General features: G+C 69.3%; 7 protein-coding genes. All 7 read right to left on the bottom strand.

The features are described 5' to 3' along the window. Nucleotides 1-127: 127 nt before the first annotated feature. The gene (locus ACIBF5_RS32245; protein WP_396816673.1) at nt 128-676 is read right to left on the bottom strand and encodes a hypothetical protein; all 549 of its coding nucleotides are present in this window, start codon (nt 674-676) and stop codon (nt 128-130) included. 633 nt (nt 677-1,309) lie between these two features. Continuing rightward, a complete protein-coding gene (locus ACIBF5_RS32240) occupies nt 1,310-1,867 on the bottom strand; it encodes a sigma-70 family RNA polymerase sigma factor (RefSeq protein ID WP_396816672.1) in 558 nt (185 codons plus the stop codon). Between the two features lie 153 nt (nt 1,868-2,020). Then, complete coding sequence (locus ACIBF5_RS32235; protein WP_396816671.1) at nt 2,021-5,338, bottom strand: right-handed parallel beta-helix repeat-containing protein; 3,318 nt, start codon at nt 5,336-5,338, stop codon at nt 2,021-2,023. After that, nucleotides 5,335-8,022 carry a hypothetical protein gene (locus ACIBF5_RS32230; RefSeq protein WP_396816670.1) on the bottom strand — a complete coding sequence of 896 codons (2,688 nt, stop codon included), beginning with the start codon at nt 8,020-8,022 and terminating at the stop codon, nt 5,335-5,337. Before ACIBF5_RS32230 ends, ACIBF5_RS32235 begins: the two co-directional genes overlap by 4 nt. A gap of 56 nt (nt 8,023-8,078) precedes the next feature. Then, complete coding sequence (locus ACIBF5_RS32225; RefSeq protein WP_396816669.1) at nt 8,079-9,791, bottom strand: hypothetical protein; 1,713 nt, start codon at nt 9,789-9,791, stop codon at nt 8,079-8,081. A 72-nt stretch (nt 9,792-9,863) separates the two neighbouring features. Then, entirely contained in the window at nt 9,864-11,039 is a 1,176-nt protein-coding gene (locus ACIBF5_RS32220; protein ID WP_396816668.1) for a hypothetical protein, read from the bottom strand. A gap of 640 nt (nt 11,040-11,679) precedes the next feature. Then, the gene (locus ACIBF5_RS32215; RefSeq protein ID WP_396816667.1) at nt 11,680-17,526 is read right to left on the bottom strand and encodes a hypothetical protein; all 5,847 of its coding nucleotides are present in this window, start codon (nt 17,524-17,526) and stop codon (nt 11,680-11,682) included. Nucleotides 17,527-17,716 lie beyond the last annotated feature (190 nt).

Here is a 17,716-nt window from a genome sequence, read left to right as displayed (position 1 = left end):
AAGCTGCAACGCAAGCCTGTAGAACAACTCCGCCAGAAGACCCGGAAACTCCTCACCATAAAACCACTTGAAAAACTGAGCAAGCCAATCCGGCATCCGAAGCAACGGCACGACACAACACCCCCACTCAGGACGGCCGGAGAAACTCGACGACGTTGCCCGCCAGCAACACGCCACAAGGGACAGAGACGCCGTCGTTCGAGGACGCGGTCGCCGGGCGCCGCACCGACACGGTCTTCGAGAACGGCACGAGCGGGTGATGCCGCGCAGCCGCGGCCGACCGTGGCACCACTGTGGAGGGCACCTCGACCGAGCACCCCGGCAGCTTGTCGACCAACAACCGCGCCATGAGCGCTTTCAGTGCGCGAAGGGAGACCGAGGCGATGTCGGCCGCAAGCGCGGACTCGATCGCGACCCAGCGACCGCCGACAATCGTCGACGTGGGGTATTCGACTCGAATCGTCGGATCTTCCAGTTCCGAGCCCAGCCGTTGGGGATACCCGCCGGCGACAACGAGGAAGGCCGACTCCCCGACGTACTCCTGACCGCCCACGGCAGCCGGGTAGGCCAGCGCCAGCTTGCGAGGTCTGTCCTCGTTCGTCCTGCCAGAATTCTCGCCGGTAAGCAGCAGCCTCAGAAAGCTGGCGACATTGTCGTCGGAAACCTCGACCGCCATGGCTTCAGACCGTCTCCCGCCGCACCCAATTGACAGAAGGTGCCGGGAGACGGCGACGGTGGCCTCGCCCCGTGAAACGCGGGGCAAACTCCGGACGCTTCACCGGGTGGCAGAGATCGGGCGGAGACGGCTCTCGACAGCGGGCATGGCAGACATGCTGAGTGGTGCCCAGAAACGGTTACCCGTCCAATAGTGAACGACGTCACAACAGACGGTAAAGGAACAGACAGTTCGACTCAATACGGCGAAACCGCAGTGCTGAGGACTCGTCGGCCAGTCCACGCAACCGTGGCACCTCGACGCGGTGAGGCGTGCCCGGACCCGCGAACAGACCAACAGGTAAGGCAACCGGGATGCCACTCGCGCCCGACGCCGGGTAACGCCGACCCGCGGCATGCCGGGAACAAGTTGAGCCCGCCGAGGGTGACCTCACCAGGCCTGCACACGGAACGATGACTCGAACGTCGTAGCCGACCTCAGCCCGCTCAGGGTCTAACCCCGGCAAGGGTGTCGCCACCGGACGCCCAGGAGTCCGGCGGACCGCCAGGGATTGATGGCGTGGACCGAACCGGTGCAGGGGGGCTGCGCCGGGTCTGGCCGGCCCACGCTCCGCCTAGCGACTCAATCGGTTCCTCAGTCGCCGTCGATCGGACCGATGGCCGCGCGGAGTGCCCGGAGCGCGTAGTGTGCCCGGGATTTCACGGTCCCCTCCAGGATGCCGAGCCGCGCGGCGGCCTCCTCGGTCGAGCGCCCAAGGAGGTACAGCTCGACCAGCACAGCCCGATGGGCGGGGGTGAGCTTGGGCAGCGCACGGCGTATGGTCTGCGCGGCCACCACGCCCTCGGTGGGATCGGCGCTCCCCGCGAGTTGCTCCAAGTCGTTCACCCCGACCTCGGTCGGTCGGGCCTGCCTCGCGCGCGCCGCGTCGATGGCGATCCGCCGAGCCACCGTGAACAACCAACGCCGCAACGCTTCCTGCTCTGTCGGCAACTTGTCCCGGTGACGCCACGCCTGCAACATGGTGTCCTGCAACAAATCCTCGGCCAGGCGCCAATCGCCCCAGGCCAGCCGCAGCAAGAACCGGTAGAGCGGTCCCGCGTGCTCGGTGTACAGGGCCTGCATTCGGGACTCAGCCAGCCAGGTATTGGCCGAGCAGTCGTCATCGGAATCGACTGGAGCGGATCGACTCACCCCGCAGATATTGAAAGCCACGAGTAACGAACCATCCCCAGGTACGGCGCCGGCCGCCCGTTACGAGCGACTTGGTAAAGCATACGGTTGCTCCGGGTAGGTCGAGCAGGCGGGAAGACAAGTTGTGGTTGCGGCGACACCCCCGTAACGCAATCAAGCCTTAGCGGTTACCGCCGGTGTGACATCCTCTATGAGAAGGGTCCGAAGTTGCTCGACGGTCGGCGTACCGAGCGTACGTAGCCGGCCCGCCTGACGTGTGATGGTGTCCTCCAAAAGCTGTCGCGCGTACCGTCCATTACCAAATGTTCGCCCTCTTGGCACCTGCTCGAAATGCTCCCGCAACGCAATAAGCGTAGTGCCCGGGCACTCATATCCGTTGGCCGAGGCAAGTCCCTGGAAAATCGCCACAAGTTCGTCGGCGCTGTAATGGGTGAAGTGGATTCGGCGCGAGAAACGAGACGCCAGGCCCGCGTTCGCGGCCAGGAACGCCTCGATTTCCTCCTCGTACCCGGCCGCGATGACCACCACCTCGTCGCGGTGGTCCTCCATCAGCTTGACCAGGGTGTCGATCGCCTCCCGGCCGAAGTCCTGCCGGGCGTCTGGCGGCGCCAGGGTGTACGCCTCGTCAATGAACAGCACCCCGCCCCGGGCCCGCTCGAACGCTTCCCGGGTGCGCTGGGCAGTGTGTCCGATGTACTCGCCGACCAGGTCGGCCCGCGCCACCTCGACCAGTTGACCGCCGGAGAGCACGCCGAGGGCGGTCAGCAACTGACCGTACAGCCGGGCGACGGTGGTCTTGCCGGTACCGGGTGGCCCGGAGAAGACCACGTGCCGGGAGATCGCCGGTGCCGGGAGTCCCGCGCTCACCCGGGCCCGGATGGTGGCCAACAGGTCAATCAGGTCGGAAACCTCCCGCTTCACCCCGCCCAATCCGATCATGGCGTGCAGCCGGCCGAGCAACTTGTCGACCTCGTCCGCCTGAGCCTCACCGGCCTGCGCCCCGCCCGCCACGGAGGCGCCGAGGTCCTGGGGCAGCAGCTGAGCCAACTCCACGCCGTCCGACGAGACCGCCTGCGAGAGCCGGAACGCCTGCCGTCCGATCATCTCCTCGAACACCTTGCGGGCCACCCGGGCGTTGCCGAAGTTCGCGTCCCGGACCATCCCGTCGAACAGGCGGGTCAACGCCAGCCGGGTGTCGTACTCCAGCGAGTAGTGGTGGGTGCTGCACATCCGCTCGACGATGGTGACCAGTTCCTCGGTGGAGTAACTCTCGAACTCCACCGACTTGGAAAACCGGGAGGCGAGTCCCGGGTTGGAGTCCAGGAACTGCCGCATCTGCACCGAGTAGCCGGCGACGATCACCACGATCTCGTCGCGGTGGTCCTCCATCAGCTTGACCAGGGTGTCGATCGCCTCCCGGCCGAAGTCGTGCCCACCACCGCCTCCGTCCACAGGGGACAGGGTGTACGCCTCGTCGAGGAAGAGCACTCCGCCACGTGCCTCGTTGAACTTCTCCGTGGTCTTCACCGCCGTACCGCCGATGTGCTCGGCGACCAGGTCGGCCCGGGCAACCTCGACCATCTGACCCGTGCTCAACACACCGAGCGCGGCAAGAATGCGCCCGTACAGCCGGGCGACCGTGGTCTTACCAGTGCCTGGGGCACCGGCGAAGACCATGTGCCGGGACATCGGCGGCGCCGGCAGGCCGGCGGCGGCCCGCCGCTGGCTGACCCGGTGCAGGCCGACCAGCGTCGCCACCTCGTGCTTGACTCCGGCGAGCCCGACCAACGCGTCCAACTCCGCCAGCAGCGGAGTGGCGGGATCGGCCGGCGGCCCGTCTCCCGGCCCGCCGTCGGCCGGCACCATCGCCGCGAACGGTAGAGCCGCCTCTCCGGCGAAGTTACCGCCGCCGGGAGGACCGGCCGGCGTGGGATTGGCTGACCGGCCGCCGCCCGGGCCACTCGGCCGGACGGCGTTACCGCCGTTGCCGACCATCGTGGTCGTTTCCACCTGGACCGGCTTGACCGTATCCCGGACAAGCCCCTCTCCCACGTTCTCGAGCAGCTCGCACCCGCTCACCCGACCGGACGAACCGGCGGCGAACCGCACCCCCGGGCCGCCGCTGCCGCGCACGCGGGAACGGGTCAAGGTGAGGTTCCCCTCCCGCTGCACCAGAATCCCGACCTTACGGGCGCCGCTGACGTCCGATCCGGTGACCGTCGCCGTACCCTCGACCTGTAGCCCGACCCCGCAGCCGTGGATGACCGCCTGGTCTGCGATGAGTGTCGTCCCGGCCTCGACCAGGAACCCACCGGCCGCGCACCGTTCGATCCGCACCTGCCGAACCACCGGCCGAGCCTGGCCGAGCAGTCGTACCCCGAATTCCCGGACGTCCTCGATCACACAGTCCTCGACCACCGGCGCGGCCGACCCGCCGACCACGAGTCCGGTTGGCCCACCGTGCACCGTTACCCTGCGCAACGTGCCCGTCGCCTCGGCCTGGAACAACAGCGCGCCGGCCGGTCCGCCAGTCACCCGGCCACCCTCGACCAGCGGCGTGGCCGACCCGGTAACCGCGATCGCCGCCGCCTCGGTACCGTCGATTTTTCCATCGATGAACGCGCCGGTGGCCCGATCGAGCACGAGCAGTCCGTGGCCCGTGACACCTTGTATCTGGCAGTCCCGCAGCACCGGGTCGGCGGTGCCGGACAGGATCACCCCGTGCCCCCCGACGGTACGGATCTCGCACTCCTCCAGGGTCGGCCGGCCGCCGGTGACCACCACGCCGGACCCTGGCAGGTCAAGCAGTCGGCTGCGGACCACGTGGAGCGCCCCGTCCTCCTCGACCGTCACCGCTGAGCCGTCGACCGCGGTGATCTCGCAGTCCTCGATGGTGCCTCGCCCACCCCTGGTGCACAGCACGCCGGTGCCCCGAATGTCAGTGAACGTACAGCCTCGTAGGACCGGGTCGGCGCCGCCGACGATGACCGCACCGGCGCTGCCCGTCTCCCGGACCGTGGTGGCGCTGACCGTACCGCCGGCGTCTCGGTCGAACAGGAAACCAGCGCCCTCCGGGTTGCTGACCTGACAGTCGCGCATCTCCACCCGGCCGCCGGGCACGTGCACCGCGACGATCCCCCGTCCGGTGACCGCGCACCCGATCGCGTGCAGGGTGCCTCGCCCCACCTGCACCGCGGGCAGGTCGGCGGCGCCGCCGCGCACGCTCAGCCCGCGCAACGTCACATTGCCGCCACCAACGAAGACGGCCACCCCGTCACCGCCGTCGATGGTCACCGTGCCCGGGCCTTCCTCGGCGACCACCGTCACGTCCCCGGACAGCCGCAACTGCTCCCGGTAGGTGCCCGGCTGCACGGCGATCACGGCGCCGGGACCGGCCGCCGCCAACGCCGCGGCGATGCTCGGCAGGCAACCCGGCTCGGTCTGGGACACCAGAAGCATCTGGTTGCTCAAGCTCGTCCATCCTCAATCGCCGTGACAGCGCCGGCGGCCGCCGGCACGGGGAAGGGTCGGCCCGCGTCATCCAGGCCGGGTGCGAACGCGAGCGGTACGGAGGCGCCACCAGCCGACGTGCCGCCCTGGCCTGCGGCACGCAACCGCTCCAGGATCCGCTCGGCACTGTCCCGCCCGCCCCGGTGGGAAGCGGCAAGATCCCGCAACAGGACCCGTACCGCCTGGTCGGGGGCCTCGTCGTCGACCGCGAGCACCTGGAACCGGCTGACCGGCGGGAAGATCGCCGAGGCCCGGCCATCGCTGTCCAGGTCGTCCAGCCGGCGGGCGCTCACCGACCAGATGGCGAACCGCACGCCGGTCGCCCCGGCGCCCGTCCCGTCGGCCAGATCGACGTCCACGAAGGCGGGCTCGACCAGCACATCACCGGGCCGGTATCCGACGGCCAGCCGCCGGTCGGCGGGCCCCGCCCGGAAGACCGGGCCCAGTACCGACGGCAACCGGCGCAGCCCGTACGCGGCGCAGCGGGCCACCAACGCGAGCCGGTCAACCTCGGAATCCGGGCCGCCGCCGCGCAGGACCTGGTTCACCAGGTCACGTTCGTGGTCGTGGTACGCCCGGAGCGCGACCAGCCCGGCGGTGAGTGCGCCCGAGGCGCCGGCCACGGCCCGCAGTCCGGGTGACTGTGCCAGGGTCCGGGCCACCACCCGGGCGTGCGCGTCGTACCGGCCGCCGAGCGCCTGGCGCAGCGCTGTCCGGTCGGCAACCGCCCGGTCGATGTCGGCCTCGTCCAGCCAGCGAGGCGGCGGCCCGGGCGGCGACGCCGCTGGTTCCGGAATTCGGTCGGCCGTGGTCATGCCGGTAGCTGGGGCTTCCGGCTGGCTCACCGGGGGCGGGGCGATGACAGTGACCGGGGGTGGCACGGCGAGTACGGTAGCCATCCCGGTGACCGTGGCCACGAGGCCCGATCCCTCTGGCCGCCAGTCAGGAACGGCGGACGGCAACTGCTCGGGTCGGCCGAGTGCCGGGGCCACCGATTCGTCGGGGTTTCCGGCGTCGATGGTGCCAGCCGGACCGGTCGGGGCACTCCGAGCGGTCGGGGCGGTCCCCTGAACCGGTAGCGGCTGCTGCCCCGCCACGTCTGCGGCCATACCCGCAGTGGCGGCGTCGGGCGCGCTGGCCGGCGCGGTGCCGGGCAACGCCGGGCCGGCGGTCGGTCGTCCCGCGTCCCGCGACGGGATGGCGGGTACCGGTGACGTCTCGCCGATCGGGGCGAGCCGTGCCGCCGTGGTCCAGCGTTCGGGCGCGAGCAGCGCGACGATCTCCGGATCGAGCGGAGTAGGAACCGGTGCCGGCACCGCCGAACTCGGCGCGGGCTGGACCGGCTGGGCCAGGGCGGCGGACAGATCCACCGCAGCGGCCAACGCAACCGGTCTGGCCGGCACTGCGGCGACGGGCGGGGCGGTACGAGGTCCGCTCGGGACTCCCCAGCGGCCCGCCGCCGATGGTCGGGGCGGCAGCACGGGCCCGATGACCTGCCAGCGGCGCGACGCACGCGGTCTACCTGGCGCTGCCAGACTCCAGCGGCGGAAGGTGCCGGCGGTCTGGAGCAGCCCGGTGGCGGTGCGGCTGATCTCACCGTCGGCCACGTACACCGGTACCCCGAGCGCATTCACGAGGCCGCCGAAGAGCAGGTCGGCGGCGGTCCTGCGCACTGGTACGCCGTACGTGGCAAGCACCACCGGTCGCGGGTCGCCCGCCCGACAGAAGTCGATCAGTGTCGCCAGTGCGCGGGGTGCCACGGGCCGACCGTCCACCCGAAAGCCCGTGACGTCCACCATGATCTCGACCACGAAGCCGGCCAGGACCCGACCGTTACCCACCACCGGTTCACCGGCGAACGACCAGCCCGCGGCGGTGCGTACGCCCGGCACCGAGTCCCGCGTACCGGCGGAGGCCGGTGGATCCGCCGGTACGTCGCGCCCGGGCCGGGACACGGGCCGGACCGGCAGCCAGACGCGGGACGGACGCCGCGCCGGCAGGTCGACAAACCCGCCGTGCGGAAGGGAGAGCACGGACCGCCAGCCCCTACCGGCCAACACCTCCACCGCCGGCAACGACGGGACCTGGACCGGTGGCGGTGGAGGAACCGACGGCAGCACCGGTGGCGGTGGAGGAATCGACGGCAGCACCGGTGGCGGTGGAGGAATCGACGGCAGCACCGGTGGTGGTGGAGGAGGAGGAGGGAGTGGCCACAGGGGCTCAGTCCGGGTCGGGGCATCCGGGGCCGACACCGCCCACGGCGCAGGGTGAAGCATGACACCCGCCGGAACCGCCAGCTCGGTCAACGGGAACGCGACCTCCTGACCGATCCAGTCGGCCAGTTTCCGCACCTCGGTGCCGGGTTCGATGGACTGGTCGTACGGTCCGAGCGGTACCAGCCGGACCCCGGCTGCGACCCCGCCGAGATGTTCGGCCAACACCTCCAGCAACAGTTCGAACAGATCCGGCCGCCCGGTGACCGACGGGGCGATCAACACCGCTCGCCGCCCGGCCTCGGTGGGCAGGGAGGCGGCCAGTGCGAGCATCGGCGTACGCGGGTCCACCATGGTACGCAGCGCCAGCGTGTCCCTGACGGACTCCACGATGACGGCCGGAACCGGCTGCTCGCCTCCCGTACGGGACATTGCGCGGACCTCCTTCCCGCGGGCGATCAGGAACGCACGCGTCGGGTGAACAGTGCTCAGCCCTTCGCCGTGCCGGTGTGCCAGAGCCCTCTGCCACCAATCGAGATGGTCACGTTGCCGTCTGCCTGCAGCACCAGGATGGCCCCGTTGTTACCGGCGGTGCCGGAACTCCAGATCGTCACGTTGGACTTGGTGTAGAGCACCAGGTGGCCGTCGTTCTGGAAGACCAGGTGATGTCCGCCCTTGCCGCCGGTACGGGTCTGCCAGACCAACGTGCCCTGGTCGTAAAGAAGCACGTTACCGTCGTCGGCCAGCACAAAATTGAGCCGGTTGGTACGCCAGGACTGGTTGAGTTGGAGCACCGACGTGCCCTGCACCACCAGAGTCTGCCAGTCCGGCTTCGGCGGGGACGTGGTGGGGACCGTCTGCGGTGGCCGGGACGGGGAGGTGCCACCGGGGGTGTTCCCTCTCGGGGAGGTACCACCAGGGGTGTTTCCTCCCGGGGTGTTCCCTCCGGGAGTGTTACCGCCGCCAGGCTGTGCCGTGGGGGTGGTCGGCTTCACTCCGGGACGCGGCGTCGAGGTAGGGCTCGGCGCACCGGCCGGCTTGCCGCCCAGCCTCGGGTCCTGTTGGTAGTGGCCGACGTACCCGGTCACCAGACTGATGTAGTCACGGAGTCCCGCGTCGTCGGGTACCCCGCCGGCCCGCCGCACCGCATCCGGGCCGACGCGGAACGCAGCCAGCGCCAACGGGTACGGGTCCTTCTCCATCCCGGACAGTTCGCCCACGAGGGCGCACATCGTCAAGCCGAGGCTCGGGATGGCCACGCTCGGGTCCCACGGCGAGGTAGTGGTGGGCGACGGGGCGTACCGGGCCCAGACCTGGGGGTTGAACTGGGCGATCCCCTGCGCGGAGTGTGCACCGAGCAGGTTCGGGTTGAAGCCGGAGGAGGCCATCAACTGCGCCGCGACCCGGCCCGGGGAGAGCGCCGCGCACGATCGACCAGCCGCGAGTACCGCGGCCAGGTAGACGTCCGGCACTGGTTTGGCATCGGTCCCCGAGCTGGGTACCACGCCGATCGGGCCGGTCGGTTCACCCGAGCTGGTCCCGGTTCCGGGCCGACGGGCGTACCAGGCCGCGTAGCCGGAGACCTGGTTGACGTACCCGCTGGCCGCCTGCGGTACTCCCTTGGCAGCACGTACCGCCTCGACGCCGGAGTGGTACGCGCCCAGCCCCAGCCGCCACAGGTCGCCGCCGAGCCCAGCCTGCCGTACCTGGCCGACCAGGTCGCAGGTGAGATGGGCGAGCGCGGTGATGTTCGCGGCCGGATCGCTGCGCTGGGATGTCGGGGTGGGCTTCCACTTGTCCCACGCCGCGTCGGTGAGACCCGCCACCTCGGTGCCGCCGTTGGTGGCCTTCGTGTTCGCGTCGAAACCGGAGGCGGCCATCAGCTGGCCGGCGAGCCGGGCCGGAGTGAGGACGGGACAGGCGTGTGCCGCCGCCGCGATCGCCTCGACCTGGCCGGCCGGTACCGGTCGACCGGCGAGTGGGGCGTCCTGCGCGGTGGCGGTACCGAACCCGGCGCTGGCCACGACGCCGGTCCCGCCGAGCAGCACGATCAGGACCCCGACGGCGACCCAGCGTCGCAGCGGGGAATCCAGCCGGTCCAGCCCACGCCGGGGTAGCTCCCAGATCCGTCGCGTACGGTCGGAGGCCACGAGCCGGTGTCGAAGCCGTCGGTAGACCCCACCGGCGGGCGTGATACCCACAGTTCAATCTCCCTCAGCCGGGTTCGGTTACACGACGGCTCACGGGCATGGCTGGTTCAACAAACCGGCAAGCTATTTTGCGGGTTTTGTCGCCGCGTCCGCGCCGCCGAGTTCCTCCCCGCCCACGCTGGCCTCCGGCTCGCCGTCCTCGGCGGAGGCGACCTGGTCCGCGACCGGAGCGTAGAGAACGGACAGTGCCCGGTGTAGCGCCACCGCGTCGACCTCGGGCGGCAGGTAGTGGTTGGTCCGGATCGCGTCCAGGAGGTCAGGGTCCGGAGCCAGCCCGTACTTCCGCAGGTAGTAGGCGGCGGCGTCGGCCCAGATCCAGTGACCGTCGGTGAAGAACCCGGCCGGTACCACCTCGCCGGCGTCCGCGTCCACCACGTCCCGATCGCGGGCCGGGGTGATCAACAGCGGCGCTCCCTCGGCCAGATAGCCCAACACCCGGTCGCGTTCGTCACCGTCGAGCCGAGGGTGGTCGGGCGCGAAGCCGGGCCCACGCTCCGGGTCGAACGTGTCGTACACGCCGGCGACGAGCGGCATGACCGGCGGAGCGGCGGTCCAGAGCAAGGTGGAGAAGCCGAGCGCGGTGCGCTGGTACGCCGGTAGGTTGTCCGGGCTGAAGAACGCCTCGACCTGCGGATCCGTCTCGCCAGCGAGTTCCAGAGCGTCCTGGACACGGGCGGCGAGCGCGGGCAGAGCCGCCTCGTCACCGCCCTGGAGCAGGTAGATCCGGCGCGGGGGCGGCCACTGTGTGTCGATGGCCGGGAACCGCCAGACGCGCCACAGGGCGGTCACCGCCATGCCATCGGCGAATTGTTCCGCTACCGCCGCTACCGCCACCTGGTCGACTCCGTCCGCGGCGCCGGGCCCGTCGTACGGCACCGTCAGGTCGATGCTGTACGGCACCGCGTCACCGTGCTCGGCCAACTCTTCCGGGCTGACCGGGGCCAGCCCGTAGGGCGGCAGCGGGTCGGTGGCCGCACGTTCGAGGTCGGCGAGCGCCTCGGTGTCTTCACCAGCCTCGGCGAGGGCGTCGGAGAGCAGGGCCACGTCGGCCTCCGTCATCGCCAGCCGGCCGGCGAGCGCGGCGAAGACCACCGCTTGGGCGATATCCACGAACTCGCCCTCGCTGAGCCAACGGCGGGACGCGGTGATCAGCTCGTCCGGCAGCCGGCCGGACATCCGCAGCAACAACTGGTGGAAGGCGGCGGACTGGTCGCTGGGCACTCCTACCGCCGTGGTCATGGCGTTGTCCTTTCCATGCGCAACATGTCGACTCGACGCCCGGTCGCGCCGTTGGGTCGGACATTTTGACGACGGCTGCGGCGGCCGTCCAGTTCAATTCGGCGGTGGGCACAGCCGTCAGGCCCCACCGTCTCCCCTGCTGGGTACGCCGCCAGGTCACGGCAGTACGGTGCATCGCCACCGCCATCCAGCACCGCCGGAGTGTACGAGACGGCGCGTAGGTGCTCCAGCAGCACGGGTCGGCCAGAACCGCGTCGAACAGCAGGCGCCCGGTGGGGGCGTCGTCCGGCCAGACCCCGCCACTGTCGGTTCGCATCAGTTGGGTCACGGAGAGTGTCTGCGCCGACCACAGCTAGTGCGGGGCCCGTCGCTTTCCGCACTGTCGAGCAGGGCGGCGTCGCTGCCAGGGCGTGGGCAGCTCCGACAGGGGCAACGGCGGGTAGCCACGCTTGGCGGCGTAGCTGTCAAGACCCCGTCAGGTCCTGATCCACCAGGACCTGGACCTCGGATGGATCGCAAACCCTTCCTCGTCTCGTCGTAGTGCATCCGATCGCCCCCGTGCCGAGCGACCGAACGGTTAAGGCTCTTGACGGAATCGTGCGGCTGGACCGGCGGACAGCGTCGGATGCGACAACGCCGCCTAGAAACTGCTACCGGTCACCATCACACCCGACCCGGCAACCTGCCCAGAATCATCAACTTCCACCAGGCCACCACGGTCGTTCACCACGGCCCACAACGGCGCCGCCGACCACCGATCCGACTCGGACGCCATGTTCCCGAGAGCCACATCGTCCACCCCGGCAAACCTGACCCGGGTATACGGGCTCGAACCTTGCTCAGTATGGGTCTCCACCCACCAGACATGCCCATCCAGACCACGATGGGCAATCACCACATGTCGCTGATCATCCGGCCGAGCCACCCACACCACTGCGGACGTGCCGAATCCCAGTCCAGCCAGGTCCACAAGCCGAATCGGAGCGAAGCGGCCTCCCAACCGAGCCGCCAACCACGCCGGCGAGTCCGAACCCTCTCGTGGCACCGACCCTACGCCCAGCCGGTCCAACACCACTCCCACCCGCGAGACACGATCCGTCTCCCCTTGCTCCCACGCCGGCAAGGTCGCTACCGCTGCCGCCAACCCAGCCCCCACACCCAGCGGCCCAGAAACATCCATTCCGTACGCCGACGGCGCCACTGGCGCAACCGGAGACGGCAAACCCCCCGGCTGCCGGGCCTGCCCGCCCGGCATCCAGACCAGTTGCCCTCGCCCAGACGATCCGACCTCCATCGACTCGCCCACGCCCAACCCGGCACCCGCCGGCACCGTCGTGAACTCGTCGTCCCGGGGGGTACGGCCGGAATGCTCGTCCAGACCAGACGCGACCAGCTCGGTGAACTCGCCAGCCGGGCCCGCACCGCTCAAGCCGTAACCGGAACCGTCACCAGACGGTGGCCCGGAATAAGGGCCCGGCGGAGGGCCGGTCGGTGTTTGACCGCCGTCCGGGATGGTGTCGCTGATGGCGTCGACGTGCCAGTCGGTCACCGACTCCACCGGGGCGTCAGACGACGCGACGTCCCCGTCGCTCGACTCGGACCGGGTCGGGTCGACCTCGGTCAACACCTCCAACGGGCGCCCGTCGGACCCGTGACCCCAACTCATCCGGAACTGGGTACCCGCCCGGACGACCAACTGTCCAGGCGCGACAACGACCGCCGATTGCGCCTCCACCAGCACCACACGCGTGTTGGCGGGAGTGGCCGACGAAGCGGTCATCACGAGCGGAAACGGCACGGTGACCCGAATCTGCCTGCTGAACGGATTCGTGTCGGCGTCGTCGAGCAGATCAGACGGCATCCGCATCTCGGCCGTGGCCGCCGCCGTCGGTAGCGTGCGCGTCGCCAGCGTCGTGCCCACCAACGCCGCGGTGATGCTCGCCGGAACGTCTCGCTCGAACAGATCCACCCCGGTCGTCGTCGGGTCCCTCCTGACGTAGTCCGTCACGGCGTCATCCACCGTGTAGGTGTCAGCGGTGCCGGATGTCAAACCTGCGGTCGTCCCACCCAGGTAGCCGGCGGCGACCGCCAGCGCCGCGTCCTGCGGGTCCGACCCCGGCTGGGTCACCAACCGTAGCGGGTCATCAGCCAACTCGTATCGGGACACCAGATCAGCGACCGCCTCCGCCCGCGCCTGCTCGTCCCGTACCTGGGCGTACCAGGACCGGACCTGCTCCGGGTCGGCGAGCACCCGGTCCAGCGATGCCATCCGGTCCACGTACGCACCGGCGTAGTCGAACCGGCCGTCGACCAACCGCAACCGCCCATCCGGGGTTTCCGCGAAATGGTGATCGAGGTGCCGTCTTCCGTTCTGAACCGACTCGTCCTCCCTTGGCTGGTAGCTGGCGTGTCGGGTGTACGAGGAGAAGTCGGCCTGGTAGTACTGGTGCGCGGCCCGGTACATCTGCTGGATCCGAGCGACGTCACGGTCGGACAACGGGCCGTCCACCGTGTCCCGGCCGTCCACCTCGAACGCGAGCCGGGCGATGTACGAGAACACCTCCTGCGGCCCGTGCCGATCCCGCAGGTAGAACCCGAACGGATCCGAGTCCACCAGACCAAGCACCAGCCGCAGATCCGAAGCGTCACCGAACAGCGGTGCGTACCGCCGGATCAGCTCGACCGCGAGAATGTGTTCCGGCTCCGCGTCGTGCCGGTCCCGGCTGTCGCCGTACTGCCGCTTGGAATTGATCTTGTCGATGTCGTGGAACAGGATCGCCTTCGCGATCACCGCCGTGCGCGGGTTGCGATCCGCCTCGGTCAGCACGCGGTACTGGCCCAGCGCCATCTGCACGTGCTCGTCGTACAGAAGGTCCAGGCCGACCACCGCGAACTCGTCGAACCGCGTGGCCAACTCCGGCAACGCCACCTGGATCCGGTCGACCATGCGCAGCACCGCGGCCGGCTCGTTGCCGTGCCACAGCTCATCCAGTTCGGCACCCAACAGGCGGAGCTGTTCGTCGCGATCCTCGGCCCGCAGACGCAGGGACGCGAAGTCGTCGACCCGCACCTCGTCGGTGATGGTCAGATCCCGCCGGAGCCGCTCGTGCTCCTGGACCAGGGTGTGCGCGATCGCCGCCTGCGTCGCCCACGGCTCAACCACCCCGGTCATGAACTGCGCGGCGTCGCTCCCGTGAGCGTGAGCGATCCCGTGCGCGGTGAGGAAGTCGTCCAACGCCTGGCGGCGATGGTAGAACGCGACCGGTTCATCGCCTTCGGTCAACGCGTGACGGCGTCGGTCGAACTCCTGCTGCTGGGACTGCCACCAGGTCACCAACAGCCCACGCAGCTCAGCCGCGACCCTGGCCGGCCGCGCCGCGTCGACCGCGCCCTCCTGCACTTCCGAGATAGTGGGCCACGGGTCGTACTCCGGGCCGAGTTCACGCTCCGGCACACCCAACCGCTCCCGCAGAACTCCCAGCGACTCCACCACCCCAGCGGACCCGGCCTGAGGGCCGACACTCGGCAACGAACGCGGGTGATCGGTGTAGGTCCGCAACGAACCAGCCACCGCGTGCGCGGCGAGTTGTTCACCGGCCCGATCGAGCGGCACCGCGAACACGTTCGGCTCCAACTCGCCGCGGATACTCGTCACGCCGGTCAGATCCCCGCCCCACGCCGGGACACCTACCGCGCTCCGGCTGAGGGACTCGTAGGCCGGCAACGGCAGCAGGAACGACCGCACCAGCGGCGCCGACTCGTTACCCTCCGGCAGCCCGAGGCTGCGCTGGTAATGGGTCATCGCCCCGACCAGCTTGAGCGCCGCCAGCGGCCGGCCACCGATGACCGTCAACGGCCGGTCACGCTCGCCCTCGGCGAACACGATCCTGCCCGACTCGGGATCCTGCGCGACGTCGGCCACATCAGCCCAGGCGCGCCCCGTGTCGGGGTCGCCGCCGTACAGGTTCTGCCGGTTCGACACCACCGTGTAGACCCGCACATGCGGCAACCCGCCGTGGTACTCGACCTCGAACTCGCCCCGGTGCACCAGCTCCGGCAACTCGCTCCTGCCGTCATGCGGCCCGTCGTACCCCGGACGGCTCGACACCACGATCGGCACCGGCGCCACCGACCCCGGACCCTCGGCGGCCGGACCCTCGGCGGCCGGCACCACCCGGGCCGCCGGCCACACCTCGGCGGCGAGCGCGTCTACCCTCTCCTGTGAATACCCGGGGTTCGTCCAGACCTCGACCAGGTTGTCGTCAGCGCCCTTCGCGTAGGCCCGCACGATGAATTCGGACCGGATCCCGCCCGGGAAGACCACTTCCTGCTGATGAGTGATGACGTATCTGCGCTGGGTGGCGTTCAGATCGATGCCGCCCGGCGCATCAATTTCATACACGTAGCCGTCGCCAGCGTGGAAATTAGCCGCAAACGACGCCGACCGGCTGGTCGCCACCAGGGCGGACGTGTTGTAGAACAGCGTGTATCGGAAGAGGTCTTCCGGAAGGTTGTTGTTCCACGACGCGAAGCCGCCACTTGCGAGGATCGTCTCTGGCTTCCGCTGGTCGTGCCGGTAGAGCGGGTGCCGGTCGGTCCGCCACATCATCACATCGCGCCCGTCCGAGTGCTCAGCGATCTGCAGCTCATCGAGGTTGATGTCCCGACGGAGCGCGACCGCGAACGGATCGGTGGGCGGATCGGCCGAGACCCGGCGCGGCAGACCATCTTCAGTGGCCTTGAGGCGGTGCGTGGGGTCGCTTCCGTTGCCGTACCAGATCGGGTCATCGTCGAGGTAGGGAATCCGGGTCCAGGACAACGCGGACTCGTCCAATAGCTTGGTCAGGCGGTCAGCCTGGCGAACCAGATCGGCGCCATCAACAAACACACCGCCGCGCTCCACCCTGCGCAGGTGAGCGCGAAGACCGGCAGCCTGTTGCAGTGCGGCGGACCAGTTCGCGAGCGGCCCGCGCCACCCACCGACATCCGCCAAGACGTCACCGCCGGCATCGGCGACGAAGGCGAACCGATAAAGAAGATTCCACACCGCCCCGTCGAACCTGCCGAACATCATGGGCATCGACGCCTCGGTCGTGGGCGTGGTCATCAACTGATCCCGCAGCCCGCGCAGCTCGGTCAGACTCCGCCGCACCATTGTCTCGAAGACAGGCGGGCGAGTGGTGGGACTCGCCGCCAGGGACTCATCCTCCTGCGACTCGATGCCGTCGATGTGCACGTCGATTCGATACGAAAGCACGCCGCCCGGATCCGACCAATTCTGCATGGGGCCACGCTCTTCGGGTTCGGCAATAACCAAAGACTCGGCCAGCCAGTCCCGCGATTCAATGAGATCCGCCTCATTCTCGACCAGGTCAGGCCGTGCCCGCAACGCCCGATCCAGCGAATCCGCCAGTCCCCCGATCAACTCTTGCCGGACCTGCTCAGCAACCTCGATCGGCTCCCAACCCCACCTCCGATGATCCGGCGGCTGGGGATACATGGTGAACCGCACTGACGGCCGCTCCCCGTCAATCTGGGTAACCACGTACCTGGCCAGATCGTCGCCGATGCCGGAGATTCCATCGAGTACCGGTTCGAGATTCCACTGCCCTTTCGGGAACGAAAGGGCATACCACCCGGTATCCATCTTCAGCACGCTGGGCGCGAAGTACGTTGGTTGCGGGTCCCCCGCATTGCCCGGGACAGGTCCCGCTCCTGGCAGTTCCTCCGCTCCGGCCCACTCAAGGATGTAGTCACGCCGCTCGATGAGCAGCCGGGCTACCTCGGGGTCGAGACCGGCCGCATCCACAACGCGGGTGATGCTGTCCTCGGTGATCGCGACGAGCCGCCCCACGGAGCCACGCAATTGTTCATCGGTCATCTGCCGGAACAACATCGAGGTCTCAAGGTTCACATTGGGGTCGCGCATCGAGTCAATCTCGTTCGGGACCTCTCCGAAAGCCGCTCCCTTCTGTCCTCCTTGCGCGCGGAACAGCAGCGCGCCACCGACATCGATGCGGTATGGGCGCCCGTCACCGCCGGTCACGATGTTGGACCAGGTGGTACCGGCGACATCCCAGTTCGCCAACCAGACATCAACGGCGAACCCGGACCGCACGACCGCGAGATACCCCGGGTCGTACATCCGCGTCCGTAGATCCTCGATGGCACCGGGCACAAGAGCCGTGTAGGTCACCAACTGGTCACCGAATTCGGGAACGTTCCAGCCCCGACGCACCTGCGGGGTGTCCACCCCGGTAAGACCGTACAACGCCGACGCGGCGACCTCATTCGCCGCATGAACAGGTGTTTTCGCCACCTTGACATACCACCGCCGACCGTCCGGCCCCTGATAGGTGCCGCCGAGATTGGACCCCAATTGGCCACCAACCTTGACGAACCGCCCGAGATCATCCTCCTCAGCAAGATCCGACAACGCTTCCAGGGTCAGCAGCGCCGGCATGACGTCGGAGCCGGCCCGCGCCATCGCATCCGGCTCAGCCAGGAGGTCTCCCTCGGAGCCCGAAGCAGGCTGAGCACCATCAGCAGGCGCAAAATCCGGCAAATACCCCCAATCCTCCTCGGAGGTGTTGTTGCCGTTCATGCCGGTGCGTTGACCGGTCAGGTCGTTCGGGTCGACAACGGTCGCGCCGGGAGGCGGGGTAATACCGTCGGTA

The organism is Micromonospora sp. NPDC050417 (assembly GCF_044458865.1).
Classification (GTDB): domain Bacteria; phylum Actinomycetota; class Actinomycetes; order Mycobacteriales; family Micromonosporaceae; genus Micromonospora_G.
Note: the sequence above shows the minus strand (reverse complement) of the source record. Positions and strands in the feature narration are given on the sequence as shown.